Annotated in this window: 11 protein-coding genes and 1 riboswitch; of the genes, 4 read left to right on the top strand and 7 right to left on the bottom strand. The window is 63.7% G+C overall.

Translation table 11 applies throughout. The features are described from left to right. Nucleotides 1–41: 41 nt before the first annotated feature. From FA04_RS09145 to FA04_RS09160, 4 genes are all read right to left on the bottom strand, one after another. A complete protein-coding gene (locus FA04_RS09145) occupies nt 42–995 on the bottom strand; it encodes an ABC transporter substrate-binding protein (protein ID WP_034788092.1) in 954 nt (317 codons plus the stop codon). Then, the gene (locus tag FA04_RS09150; protein ID WP_034788088.1) at nt 992–1,795 is read right to left on the bottom strand and encodes an ABC transporter ATP-binding protein; all 804 of its coding nucleotides are present in this window, start codon (nt 1,793–1,795) and stop codon (nt 992–994) included. The genes FA04_RS09145 and FA04_RS09150 overlap by 4 nt, the downstream gene beginning before the upstream one ends. Before the next feature lie 22 nt (nt 1,796–1,817). Next, nucleotides 1,818–2,231 carry a DUF1636 family protein gene (locus FA04_RS09155; RefSeq protein ID WP_034788085.1) on the bottom strand — a complete coding sequence of 138 codons (414 nt, stop codon included), beginning with the start codon at nt 2,229–2,231 and terminating at the stop codon, nt 1,818–1,820. Nucleotides 2,232–2,336: 105 nt separating this feature from the next. Next, a riboswitch (cobalamin riboswitch) is annotated at nt 2,337–2,552 on the bottom strand. A 177-nt stretch (nt 2,553–2,729) separates the two neighbouring features. Then, on the bottom strand, nt 2,730–3,206 hold the full coding sequence (locus FA04_RS09160; protein WP_200949942.1) for a RidA family protein: 477 nt from the start codon (nt 3,204–3,206) through the stop codon (nt 2,730–2,732). A 481-nt stretch (nt 3,207–3,687) separates the two neighbouring features. Here FA04_RS09160 and aspT point away from each other — a divergent pair, with 481 nt between their 5' ends. The 3 genes from aspT to FA04_RS09175 all read left to right on the top strand — a co-directional run bounded on the left by aspT (nt 3,688) and on the right by FA04_RS09175 (nt 8,946). Beyond that, the gene (aspT, locus tag FA04_RS09165) at nt 3,688–5,376 is read left to right on the top strand and encodes an aspartate-alanine antiporter (RefSeq protein ID WP_226020693.1); all 1,689 of its coding nucleotides are present in this window, start codon (nt 3,688–3,690) and stop codon (nt 5,374–5,376) included. A gap of 58 nt (nt 5,377–5,434) precedes the next feature. Then, nucleotides 5,435–7,087 carry a bifunctional aspartate transaminase/aspartate 4-decarboxylase gene (locus tag FA04_RS09170; RefSeq protein WP_051659121.1) on the top strand — a complete coding sequence of 551 codons (1,653 nt, stop codon included), beginning with the start codon at nt 5,435–5,437 and terminating at the stop codon, nt 7,085–7,087. Between the two features lie 179 nt (nt 7,088–7,266). After that, a complete protein-coding gene (locus tag FA04_RS09175; protein WP_051659120.1) occupies nt 7,267–8,946 on the top strand; it encodes an aspartate:alanine exchanger family transporter in 1,680 nt (559 codons plus the stop codon). A 177-nt stretch (nt 8,947–9,123) separates the two neighbouring features. Here FA04_RS09175 and FA04_RS09180 read toward each other — a convergent pair whose 3' ends face one another. From FA04_RS09180 to FA04_RS35080, 3 genes are all read right to left on the bottom strand, one after another. Beyond that, entirely contained in the window at nt 9,124–9,603 is a 480-nt protein-coding gene (locus tag FA04_RS09180; RefSeq protein WP_034788082.1) for an SRPBCC family protein, read from the bottom strand. Nucleotides 9,604–9,731: 128 nt separating this feature from the next. Continuing rightward, nucleotides 9,732–11,507 (bottom strand): SLC13 family permease, encoded by a 1,776-nt coding sequence (locus FA04_RS09185; RefSeq protein WP_034788081.1) that lies wholly within the window; start codon nt 11,505–11,507, stop codon nt 9,732–9,734. A gap of 208 nt (nt 11,508–11,715) precedes the next feature. Beyond that, a complete protein-coding gene (locus tag FA04_RS35080) occupies nt 11,716–11,871 on the bottom strand; it encodes a hypothetical protein (protein ID WP_156552968.1) in 156 nt (51 codons plus the stop codon). 858 nt (nt 11,872–12,729) lie between these two features. On the opposite strand from FA04_RS35080, the gene FA04_RS09195 reads away from it, so the two are divergent. Then, nucleotides 12,730–13,029 (top strand): putative periplasmic lipoprotein, encoded by a 300-nt coding sequence (locus FA04_RS09195; RefSeq protein ID WP_034788071.1) that lies wholly within the window; start codon nt 12,730–12,732, stop codon nt 13,027–13,029. Nucleotides 13,030–13,046 lie beyond the last annotated feature (17 nt).

The following is a 13,046-nucleotide window of genomic DNA, read 5'->3' on the forward strand; positions in this document are numbered from 1 at the left end:
ACGGCGACGGGACCAGGCGACGCATCCTCAGCCAGCATCGCTTACAGGCCCTCGCCCTGAAAGGCCTTGGCAAGCCTGGCAATGGCGTCGATGTTGCGCGGGCCTGGCGTCGCTTCGACATAATCGAGCACGACGAAGCGATCGTTCTTGACGGCATCGACATTCTTGAAGGCCGCATTGTTCTTCATGAAGGCGATCTTGTCCTCGGCCTTCACCTCGCCGTAGTTGACGATGACCACCACTTCCGGGTTGCGCTCGATCACCGGTTCCCAGGAGATTTCCACCCAGCTCTTTTCCACGTCGTCCATGATGTTGGCGCCGCCGGCGGCCTCGATCATCGCCGTCGGAATGCCGAAGCGACCGGAAGTAAACGGCTTCTCCTCGCCGGAATCATAGACGAAGACCCGCGTCGGGTTAGCCTTGCCGGCGTTCGCCTTGGTGATCTCGGCAAGCTGGCGGCGATAGCCGTCAACCAGCGTCTCGGCGCGATCCTCGACGCCGAAGATGCGGCCGAGATTGAGAAGATCGACGAACATGTCGTTCATATCAGGCTTCTGCTTGGCCATCACGTGGATGCAGGATTCGGTCAGCTCGTAGACGCCGATCTTGAAGGGCGCCAATGTCTCGGGCGTGACCTCGCCGCCGACCTTCATGCCGTAGTTCCAGCCGGCAAAGAGGAAATCGGCATCGGCGTTGAGCAGCACTTCCTTGGTCGGATATTTCTCCGAAAGCTCCGGCAGTTCCTTGACGCCTTCGCGCAGCTTCTCGTCCAGCGTCTTCCAGCCGGAAACGCCGGTATAGCCGACCATGCGGTCCTGGAGCCTCAGCGCCAGCATCATCTCCACCAGGTTGACGTCGTTGGCGATCGCCCGCTTCGGCGCCGCGTCGAAGGTCACCTCGCGGTTGCAGCTCTTGACGGTGACCGGATAGGCGAGCGCCGGCGTGGCGGCGGCAAGCACGAAAAGAAGGGAAAATGGGGCAATATTGATCTTCATGAAATCGATCCCTGTCGAGGAAGTGAAAAGGAAAAGCGGGCGCCGCCGGCAGCGGCATTGTGAACGGTGGCGGTGACGCCGAAGGCGGCCGAAAGCTCGCTGGGGCTGAGCACCTCTTCGGGCGGGCCGAAGGCCGTCAGCCGCCCGGCGGTCAAGATCGCGACATCTGTCGCAAACTCGGCGGCGAGGTTGATGTCGTGCAGCGTCGAGACGATTGTCAGTTTCAGCGTTTGCAAGAGCTCGAGGATTTCGAGCTGGTGGCGGATGTCGAGATGGTTCGTCGGCTCGTCGAGGATGATGATGCGCGGTTCCTGTGCCAGCGCGCGGGCGATCAGCACCCGCTGCTTCTCACCGCCCGAAAGCGTCGAGAACTGGCGACCGGCAAGATGGGCGAGATCGAGATGCGCGAGCGCGTGCTGCACCCGCTCGCGGTCGAAATCGTTCCAGCCGCTCAAGCCCTCCCGCCGCGGAATGCGTCCCATCATCACGACGTCGCGCACGCTGAAGGGAAAATCGCCGGGCATCTCCTGCAAGACGACGGCGATTGTCCTTGCCGCCTCGCGGGCCGAGATCGACCAGAGATCGACGCCATCGACCGAAACACGGCCGGCATTCGGCTGCACCGCCCGGTAGAGGCAGCGCAGAAGCGAGGTCTTGCCGGCGCCATTCGGCCCGAGGATCGCAAGCCGGCTGCCGGCCGCGATCGCAAAGCCGATGTCGTTGACCAGCGTCAGGCCCGAACGCGGCCCCCAGCGAAGGCCCTCGACCGTGAGGGCTGCACCCGTTGCGTTGCAGCTCATGGGTTCGTTCCTCTGCGCGACCTCATTGGAAGTGCCCGCCGAGATCTTCGGAGACGAGCATCGCCGCGGGAATGCGGGCAAGCGTCTTGCCTTTCAGCCCGCGCGGCCGTTCCGCCGCCCGCGTCATGCCATCGCCACGCTCGGCATAGGTTGTGGCAAAGCGCACGAGATCGTCGATGTCCTCTTCCGGCGAGACGTCGCCGAAGAGATAGGTCGCCTTCCCCGTCGCCTGGAAGGCGATGGTGCAGGGCCGCGTGCAGGCCGCCATGCAGACCGTTCCGGCGATCGAGAAATCGCGATCGAGCGGTGCGCCGAGCGCTGCGATGCTCAGGTTGAGCCGCTTGATCAGCTCGGCACCGGGCACGCATGGGCCGCCGGTGAAGCGGCAATCGGTGCAGACCGTTATCTTGTGCTGTCGGAAATTCGGCTCAGCCATTCCTGCCCTCCGCCGGACTGACGGCAAGAGATGGCGAAACGGCAAGAGGACGGAAAACCGTCGTATGAAAGCCAGTTCTTTTCCATCGGAACACCCCGTCCGTTGTGGTTGATCGGTTCGATGGCAGGTCTCCTGGCTCGCGGGTCGTGGCGCATCCACGTCTTCCCGGTCTTCGACCAGTGACATGGTGTGAATGCGCTTTCCGCTCACAGTTGCGGGGGCAGCCACGGTCTCGGCCCCATCAGGGTCGTCCGTTCCGTGTTCCCTTTTCAGCCGCTTCCGCATTGTCGCGGACGCAGCACCATCAACGCCTTCCTCGCATGAATCGGCGGATGAGACAACCGCACGACACAGGCGGGAGGGATCTATCAACATGCGGCGTTTCGTCATGCGAGATTTGTTATAAAATAACATTACGTAGCGCAAGTCGAAAATTGGGCGCCGGACACAATCCGACGCCCGCGATAGCGACCACGCTAAAAGACGTGCCGTGCTACCTCAGAACTCCGGCGGCAAGAGTTCGGCCGTCAGCGTCACCGCGACAGAGGCGTTGCCCGGCAGGTTGCGCACGCCGCAGACGGAGCGAACATGGCCAGCCCTTTCGCCAAAGGCGGCCGCCAGAAGCTCGGAAGCACCGTCGAGTACCTTCGGGTGCTCCAGGAAATCCTCAGTGCAGGCGACATGTCCCTCCAGCCGGACGATCTGGCGAATACGCTCGAAACGGCCGAGATGCTCATGGATCTGCGCCAGCGCGTTGAGCACTGCCAACTCTGCGGCCTTGCGCCCCTCGTCGATGGTCACATCGCGCCCGAGCAGCCCCGTATGCACGAAGCGCCCGTCCAGCAATGGCCCCTGCATCGAAACATGAAGCATCTCACCCGCCTCGATCACCGCGCGATAGGCGCCGAGCGGCCTCGGCGGCGTCGGGAGCTGAACGCCAAGTGCGCCGAGCCTTCGGATAACCTCGTCCATCATTGCTTCCCCTCCTCGTCACCTTACGAACCGGCCGCCTTGCGGAGACGACACCGCTTTTTTCTCAAGCCCACGAAATTCTGCCGCCCCTATCGCAAGCAGCAAGACGCGCCGTTCCGTGCCCAGCAACTTTTCCAAGCATAACCAAGAGAAAACGCCTCATGCCTCACGTTGGGAGATAACGTTACGAATTACAACACCAGAGTTGAAGTGCCATCGCGATCCGGGCCAGTGCCGCGGTCTTGCGATCGAATGCGACCGACACATCGCGGCGGCCTCGATCCCCAACCCCAAGTAAAAACGCTGAAATGTAACATACGTTACGCTCACGTAACCCTATGCCCGTTGAGAATTTCGACAACCGAAGCGACAATTGCCGGGATTAAGATTGGGCATCGACAAGCCTCGGAAACAAGCTCAACTTAGCCGCGCAGATCCCGAAATGAAGTGACGGCAACTCAACTTTCAGAAGGGAATAGCATCAGTGAATCCCATTGATTTCTTCGTCGACACGCTTCGGACCTATCCGCCTGTCGCCGTCTTCCTCGCCCTCGGCATCGGCTTCCTCATCGGTCCGATCAAGGTCGCGGGGTTCAACCTTGGAAATGTCACCGCCACGCTGCTTGCGGGCGTTCTCATCGGACAGCTGGGTATCCAGGTTTCCGGCGACCTGAAATCCACCCTGTTTTTGATTTTCCTCTTCGCCGTCGGCTACGGCGTCGGGCCGCAATTCGTGCGGGGCTTGAGCACCGATGGACCGAAACAGATCGCCTTTGCGCTCTCCGTGCTGGTGCTGTGCCTCGTCGTTCCCTATCTCTGCGCGCTGATTGCCGGGCTGCCGCTCGGCTATGGCGCCGGCATGTATGCCGGCTCGCAGACGATCTCGGCTGCAATCGGGGTTGCGACCGACCAGATCAATTCGCTCGGGCTGACGCCGGAGCAGGCCAAGACCTTTGCCGACCAGATCCCGATCGCCTATGCGGTGACCTATATCTGGGGCACGATCGGCTCGGCGATCATCCTCGCCCAGCTCGGTCCCAAGCTTCTTGGCATCGACCTTCCGGCGGCCTGCCGCGAATACGAGGCCAAGCTCGGCGGTGGCAGCGAAAGCAGCGAGCCCGGCATTACCCGCGCCTATCACGACTTCGGCCTCCGGGCCTATCGCGTCGACGCGGCAAGCGGGCTCACCGGAAAACCGGTCAAGGACATCCTTCCCGGGATCCGCGTCTTCGTCGAGCGCCTGCGGCGCGGCGACCAGATCATCGAGGCCGATGGCAACACCGTGCTGCAGCCGGGCGACGTCGTCGCCTTTTCGGGCCGGCGTTCGCTGCTCGTCGAAAACCTCGACAACAAGCTGCTCGAGGTCGAGGACAAGGAGCTGCTCAACGCGGAAGCCGAAGTCCTCGATGTCTACGTGACCAGCAAGGCGCTCGCCGGCAAGACGCTGGCGGAAGTCAGCACCATGGATTGGGCGCGCGGCGTCTATGCTCGCAAGATCATCCGCTCGCTGGTTGAGATCCCGGTGCTGCCCGGGACGACGGTCGAGCGCGGCGACATCGTCACCATCGGTGGCGCGAAACGCCATGTCGAAGCGGCGATCAAGGCGCTCGGCTTTGCCGACCGGCCTGTCGAGACGACCGACATCGCCTTTCTCGGCTGGGGGCTTTTCATCGGCGCGATGATCGGTGCGCTGACGATCACGATCGGCGGCATCCCGATCGGCCTTTCGACCTCCGGCGGCGCGCTTCTGGCGGGCCTCGTGCTCGGCTGGCTGCGCACCACCTACCCCGCCTTCGGCCGCATCCCGTCACCGGCGCTGTGGCTGATGAACACGCTCGGCCTCAACATCTTCATCGCCGTCGTCGGGATCGGCGCCGGCCCGGGCTTTGTCGCAGGCCTGCAGGAGGTCGGCATTTCGCTGTTCATCTGGGGCGTGGTCGCCACATCGATCCCGATGATCGCCTCGGTGCTCCTCGGCCACTATGTCTTCAAGTTCCACCCGGCGATCCTGTTTGGCGCCTGCGCCGGTGTGCGAACGACGACGGCAGCGCTCGGCATGATCCAGGAGGCGGCCAAGAGCAAGGTGCCGGCGCTCGGCTACGGCATGCCCTACGCCATCGGAAACACGCTGCTGACCATCTTCGGCCTCGTCATCGTCATCATGCTCGCCTGAGGCGAACGGGCGAAGCCGACCATCGTTCAAAATGCATAGATCACAGGGAGTGTGGACCATGTTGGACAGAAATTTCTACGACAGCCTTTCCGATCTCAGCCCGTTCGAAATCAAGGACGAACTGATCAAGCTCGCCAAGTCGAGCTCACAGAAATCCGCCAAGGCTTTCCTCAATGCCGGCCGCGGCAACCCGAACTGGACGGCGACACGCGCTCGCGAAGCCTTCTTCCTGCTCGGCCAGTTTGCGCTGACGGAAGCCAAGCGCGCCTATTACGACCCGAAGGCCGGTGTGGCCGGCATGCCGCCGAAGGACGGCGCCCACGCGCGGTTCGAAAAGTGGACGAAGAAGCTGCTGCAAAACACGGCCGACTGGGACGAAGAGGATGAAGGCATCCCGCCGGCAAAGACGCTTTCCGACGCCGTCAACTACGCCATCACCACCTTCCGCTTCGATGCGGACGCCTTCGTGCACGAGCTCACGGACTCGATCATCGGCGACAACTATCCGGTTCCCGATCGGGCGCTGCACCACAACGAGATCATCACCCACGAATACCTGATGTGGGCGATGTGCGCCGGCCACCGACCGAAGGCAAAGTTCGACCTTTACCCGGTCGAAGGCGGCACCGCCGCCATGTGCTACATCTTCAAGGCACTGAAGAACGCCCGCCTGCTTAACGCCGGCGACACGATCGCGCTCGGAACGCCGATCTTCACGCCCTATCTCGAAATGCCGGAGCTGGAGGACTACGATCTCAAGACCATCAACGTCAGCGCCGAGCAGGAGGACCGGTTCCAGTTCACCGACGAAGACATCAAGGCGCTGGAGAACCCCAAGGTGAAGGCGTTGTTCCTGGTCAACCCTGGCAACCCGTCCGCAGTGGCGATGGATCCGGATTCGATCAAGCGCCTTGTCGACCTCGTCAACAAGAAGCGCCCCGACCTGATCGTGCTGACGGACGACGTCTACGGCACCTTCGTTCCGGGCTTCCAGTCGCTGCTTGGGCATCTGCCGCGCAACACGATCGGCGTCTACTCCTATTCGAAGTACTTCGGCTGCACCGGCTGGCGCCTCGGCGTCATTGCCGTCGCCGAGGACAACATCTTCGACGAGAAGATCAAGGCCCATGGCGAACCGATCCAGAAGCTCCTCGAAAAACGCTACAAGGCGATGACGCCGAAGCCGCGCGAGGTGAAGTTCATCGACCGCATCGTCGCCGACAGCCGCGACGTGGCGCTGAACCACACCGCCGGCCTGTCGCTGCCCCAGCAGGTGATGATGACGCTCTTCGGCCTGGTCGAGCTGATGGACGTCGAGAAGGCTTACCAGAAGGCCTGCATCGCCATCTGCACCAAGCGCTTCTGGAACCTGATCGAGGGCATGGGGGTCGAGTCCAATCCGGGCATCTATTTCGACCACTATTACGGCATCATCGACTTCGAGTTCTGGCTGCGCAAATATGTCGGCGAGGATGTCGTCACCTGGGTGAAGGACAACATCCACCCGCTCGACATTCCCTTCCGGCTTGCCGAGGACCACGGCATCGTGCTGCTCAACGGCTCGGGTTTCGATGCGCCGAGCTGGTCGGCACGCGTCTCCTTCGCCAACCTCAATGACGAAGCCTATTCGCAGATCGGCCGCGCCGTGCGCTCGGTGGCGCGCGGTTACGTCCAGACCTACCAGGCCGCCAAAGGCCTGAAGATCAGCTAGCCGATCGGGCGGCCGGCAGCCATGCCGGCCGCCCTTCCCCAACGCCTGGCCAGTGTTTCCCTCGGCCGACAAGCATCCCCGCATCTCCGGCTGGCGACTTTCTTTCCGCCGGCTCAGCGACCAGCGCATCATCCAGCTGAAGCGGCTTTCTTCGGCTTGGCACCGGGAGGAACCGCCGCGTGATCGACCACCTGTTCAGCATCCTGCGGGCGCATCCGGAGCTTGCCCTGTTCCTCGCGCTCGGCATCGGCTACGCGGTCGGCAAGATCACCATCTTCGGCGTCACCATCGGCGCCGTCACCGGCTGCCTGCTGGCGGGCGTGCTGATCGGCCAGACCGGTGCTGTGCTCTCCAACGACGTCAAGCAGGCGTTCTTCCTGCTCTTCCTCTTTGCTATCGGCTACCGCACCGGCCCGCAATTCTTCCAGAGCCTCAACGCCGACGCGCTGCCGCAGATCGCCGTCACCGTCACGCTCTGCGTCGTCGCGCTTGCCGTTGCGATCGTGCTCTCGATGCTCTTCGGCTTCGATCTTGGAACGGCAGCCGGGGTGCTCGCCGGCGGCGCGACGGAATCGGCGACCGTCGGCGTGGCGATCGACACCTTCCGCAAGACGGCACCGACGCCGGAAGCGGCGAGCCAGTTCGAATCCGCCGTGGCGACCGGCTTTGCCGTCGCCTATCTCGTCGGTGTCGTGACCGCCATCCTCGTCCAGTCGCAACTGGCGCCGCGGATGTTTGGCCGCAGCCTCAAGGAGGCCTGCGCCGAGCTAGAAGCCGAACTGAAGATCGCGCCGCAGACGAGCGGCGACACCGCACGGCGCGAAATCGAGGCGCGCGCCTTCGTCATCGCCGACGCCCTCGTGGGGCTGACGGTCGCGGAAGCCGAAGCGCGCGTTCCCGAAAACCAGAAGGCCTATATCGAGCAGATCCGCCGGGGCGAGGAGATCATCACCCCAACGCCCAAGGAGCGCCTGCAGGCTGGAGACATCATCGCCGTTGCCGGTCTTCGCGGCTTCCTCGTCGAATATTCCAGTCGGATCGGCACCGAGATCGACGACCGCACGCTGCTCGATATCCCGGTTGAAGTGCTCGATATCGTGGTGACGAACAAGGAGGTTGCGGGAAAACGCCTGTGGCAGCTGAGGCAGCAGCCGGAAGCGCGCTCGGTGTTCCTGCGCGGCATCCTGCGCGCCGGCCAGCCGATCCCGATCTTTCCTGGCCTCACCGTCCGCCGTGGCGACGTGATGTCGATTGCCGGCGCCAGACGCCATGTCGAGGAGGTGGCGAAGCTGCTCGGCTATGCCGACCGTGAGACCACCGCAACCGACATGGTCTTTGTCGGCGTCTTCATCTTCCTCGGCGGCCTCATCGGCATCCCTGCCCTGAAACTCGGCGCGCTCGAAATCGGCCTCGGCGTCGCCGTCGGCGTGCTGATCGCTGGCCTTTGCGCCGGCTGGCTGCGCTCGGTCCGGCGCACCTTCGGTTTCGTGCCGGAGGCAACCCTCTGGTTCTTCGACAGCGTCGGGCTGTGCGCCTTCATCGCCTGCGTCGGAATCTCGGCCGGCCCGAGCTTTGTCGCCGGCCTCGTCCAGTCCGGCCCGGCGCTGGTCATCGCCAGTCTGCTGATCTGCCTGATCTCGCATCTGGCCGCACTTGCGCTCGGCCGCTGGGTCTTCGGCATGAACGAAGGCGTGCTCGCCGGCACCTGCTGTGGGGCAGGAACCTCAGCCCCGGCGCTTGCCGCCGTGCAGGAGGCGGCCGGAAGCAAGGTCCCGACACTCGGCTACGGTCTCGGCTACGCGATCGGCAACGTGCTGCTGGCGCTCTGGGGCGCCGTGCTCGTCACCGTTCTGGCGTAGCGCAGCGAGGCTCCGCTCGGTGTCGAACTGCGAGAAGGTGCGGTTGCGAGGGGGCCAGCCGACCGGACAACCCCGCCGCGGCGCGCCCTCTCGTTACGACACAAGAACGCGCGGCCCACAGCGGCAGCGCCCGCAAATTGTTTCGAACGCGCCCGTCCGACTGACGACCTCCAGGGGCTAGACGCCTTCCAGAAAGTGCGCTTTCTGCGCCGGATAATAGTCTGAAAATGACGGCAAAGCCTTGCCGGCGCGCGCGGCGACCAGCATATCGAGGTAATATTCCCAGCCCGGCCCGACGTCGCCTGCGAGTTTCGGGTCGCTCAGATGTTGAACCAGGCGCAGCTCCGTCGTGTCGCCCGTCTGCGTAAACGTCAACGCGATGCGCCACTCGCCGGCGTCATCCTTCATCACCACGACCAGGCGGTGCGGCGCGGCGCACTCCTCGATCAGGACATCCGTCCATGGCTGGCTTTTCTCATGGAGCAGTTGCAGCCGCACGGTCTTGCCGGGCCCCGCTACGCCTTCCCAGCGGCCGAACCAGAGCGCGGTGCTCTCGGACTTTGTCACGCTCGTCCAGACGTCGGCGACGGGTGCATGAAACGTGCGCGTCAGGATCAGGTCATTGCCACTGACGTGGCCGGTGGGCTTGGGGCTCATGCCATCTTCTCCCTGTTGTCGCTCACGGATAGGCAAATCTGTGGCGGGCGCTACCGCGCGTCTACCTGTACACGGTAGCGGCTATTTATGCGAGCATCCCTGCCGGCGAGGCGCCACTCGCACCACACCTAGCGCAGCGGCCACACCAGCATCAGTGTCGGGATGCTGACGATCACGATCACCACCGACAGCGGAAGGCCGAGGCGCGGATAGTCGCTGAACTTGTAGCCGCCCGGCCCCATGACCAGCGTGTTGCACTGGTGGCCGATGGGCGTGAGGAAATCGCAGCCGGCGCCGATGGCAACTGCCATCAGGAAGGCTTCCGGCTTGTAGCCGAGCGCGCCGGCGAAACTCGCGGCGATCGGCGCCATAACGAGCACGGTGGCGGCATTGTTGAGGAACGGCGTCACCGCCATGGCGGCAAGCAGGATGATCGTCAGCGCGCCGGCCGGCGGCAGGCCTGCGGCAACCGTGCCGAGCCAGGCCGCAATGACATCGGTGCCCCCGGTCGTGCGCAAGGAATCGCTCACCGGGATCAGCGCCGCCAGCATCACCAGGATCGGCCCATCGACCGAGCGATAAAAATCGCGCAAGGGGATGATGCGGAAGACGACCATGGCGAGGGCCGCCGCGAAAAAGGCGATCGGCACCGGCACAAGTCCAACTGCCGTTGAGCCCATCGCGGCCGCCAGAACCAGAAGCGGCAGCGGTGCCTTTCGCGTCGTGCCAAGCAGGATCTCGCGCTGCGCCAGCGGCAGGCAGCCGAACTCCTGCAGGAAGAGCGTCAGTTCGCGCCGCGCGCCCTGCAGCACAATGATGTCGCCTGCCCTCAAGCGAATGCTGCCGAGCCGCTGCTTCAGCCTCTCGCCCTGGCGGCTGACGGCGAGCAGGTTGATGTTGTGGGTGTTGAACAGCGCCAGGCGCTGTGCCGACATGCCCTCGAGCGGCGAACCGCTGCCGACGACAGCTTCGATCGCCTCGATCTCGTCCCCGGCCTTTTCCCGCCCATGCGGCGCGCGGTCGCCGGCAATCTTCAGCTTGCCTTGCGAGACGATGCGATCGAGCGCTCCCGGACCGCCTTCAAAAATCAGGATGTCCTCGGCTTCGAGGGTAACGTCGGGAAGCGGCGCCAGATGCAGGCCGCGGCGAAAGATGGCGATGACGACGGCGCCGCCGTCGCCCAGTTTCACCAGATTGCTGAGCGCCTTGCCGATCGCCGGCGAACCGGCGGCAACAACCGCCTCGGACGTATAATCGGTGATCTCGATCGCCGAATGGACGGAGACCTGGCTGCTGGAGCGCTGCGGCACCAGCTTGTAGGCAAAGAGCAGGAAGATGCAGCCGACCAGCGCCAGCGTCGCGCCGACGGGCGTGAAGTCGAACATCGTGAAGCTCTCGCCGGTCAGCTCCTGGCGCACCCGTGAGACGACGATGTTCGGCGACGTGCCGACCTGGGTCATCAGCCCACCGATCAACGAGCCGAAGGCCATCGGCATCAGGAAGACCGAAGGCTGGACATTCGACCGCCGGGCAAACTGGAAGGCGACCGGCAGCATGATTGCCAGCGCCCCGATGTTCTTGATGAAGGCGGAAAGCACTGTCACCGTGATGACCAGCAGTGCGAGCTGGGCCCGGACCGACGAGATGTTCGGCAGGAACCGCTGGATGGCGGCGTCGACGATCCCCGAGCGCGCCACCCCGGCGCTGACGATCAGGGCGCTGCCGACGATGATGACGATGTCGTCGCTGAAACCATCGAAGGCATGATCGTAAGGCACGATGCCGACGGCGACCGCCAGCATCAGCGCCGAACAGGCGATCACGTCGTATCGAAACCGCCCCCAGATAAAGAAGACCATCATGGCGCCGATGACGAGAAACGCGAGAGACTGTTCGGCGGTCATGCAATATCCGGGTTCAGCAAAGAGACTGGGCGGGACGGAACGTGCGGCCGACACAAGCCGAAACGCGCAATCCGCGCAGAAGTTCACACAAGACGTAACCCATGTTTCGGCAAATCGGAATTCATCTCAGCGACAAATCTGGGCATGAGTGCGAAGCGCATGGACCGCCGGCCGCGCCCGGCGGCGAGGCGACAGCCCCTGCCGCCCGCTACTCGATGGTCCCGAATACGGCCGTCTTCAGCGTATCGATCGCCTCGCCCCGCTTCTTGCCCTTCATCAGAAATCTAACCATCCGCCAGGCGTCTCGCCCGCGCAGCGCAATGGTTATCTCGGCGGTGGCGTCCGGTTCCTTGAGCGACTTCATCGCCAGGCGCCCCTTGGCCGTTGATCATAACCGGCGTCCAGTCCGCGCTCGCCTCGTATCCCGCCCTCGCCTGCAGTTCGGCGAGCACCTCGGCATATGGCCGTTCGTTCATTGTTGCCGGGACCTGCTCGTGCCCGCCGCTTGCTTGGTCCGCGCTGATCGCGAAGAGCATGTTGTCGCGCGCGGGATCCTCGACGTGCCAGGCGGCCTCGAACGTCGTCTGCCAGCTTATCACCGGTTTGACGAAGGTCTGCATCGGGGGCGGCGGGCCACCAAGGCAGCCGGTATGTAAAGCAGCAGCATGTCGAAAATGCGCGCCAGAAAACGGGGCCATGGCCGGGCAAGCGGATATCCGGGCACTGGCGGCGGCACGTCGGCGGACGGTCCGGGTCCTGGCGTCGCGCGGCGGAGGCCGCTTTGATTTAGGCCATGTCGCAGGCCGGGATCCGCTCCCCGTGTCCCTGCCGCCAAACCAGCAGGTGAAAGCTCGTCCCGCGCGATCATCACCAGCAAAATGTTGTCGCTCACGGGCCCGTGTCGCTCGACCCGATCACATAGTGCCACGCTGCCATTTCGCCCCCAAAGGCGCGTCCAAAAAAGCTCGGAACGCACCCGAACGCTGGGTTGCGCACAAGCCCGCCGCAACTGTCGCGATCAGGCATTCCACAACTGGGACAAGCCGTGAACATTTGCAAGCATTGCTTGCCGGAATCCGCATGACAGAACTTGGAAATTTCCGTTTAAGCGCTACACTTTAGAAGAGAGTGCTGGACCGCACCGGCAACGATCGTCCAAGGCGTTTCCGCCTGACGCTTGACGCCGTGTGGGCCAGGCTCAGCCATTCTGAGGATCGCCGACATGAAACACGCTTTTGCCGCCCTCTCCGTCGTGCTGCTGCTCAGTGGCTGCACGGCGACCACCGGCCCCGACATCAGCTACGGTTACTCGCCGAACATGCAACCGATTCCTGGCAGCATCACCTATGGCGGGCAACCGCGCACCAAGCTGAAGAAGGCACCCGTCGGCAGCATCGTCCCGCACCAGTTCATCGATTCCTACGGCCGCAAGGTCTACGAGACCTATATCATCGAGCCTGACCGTTCGTTGCGCCTCACCAGTCGCCGTTGGGCGCCGGACTTCCTCGGCTTCGACGACTGAACGAGATCACCTCACAG

Origin of the sequence: Ensifer adhaerens, from assembly GCF_000697965.2 — a bacterium.
GTDB lineage: Bacteria > Pseudomonadota > Alphaproteobacteria > Rhizobiales > Rhizobiaceae > Ensifer > Ensifer adhaerens.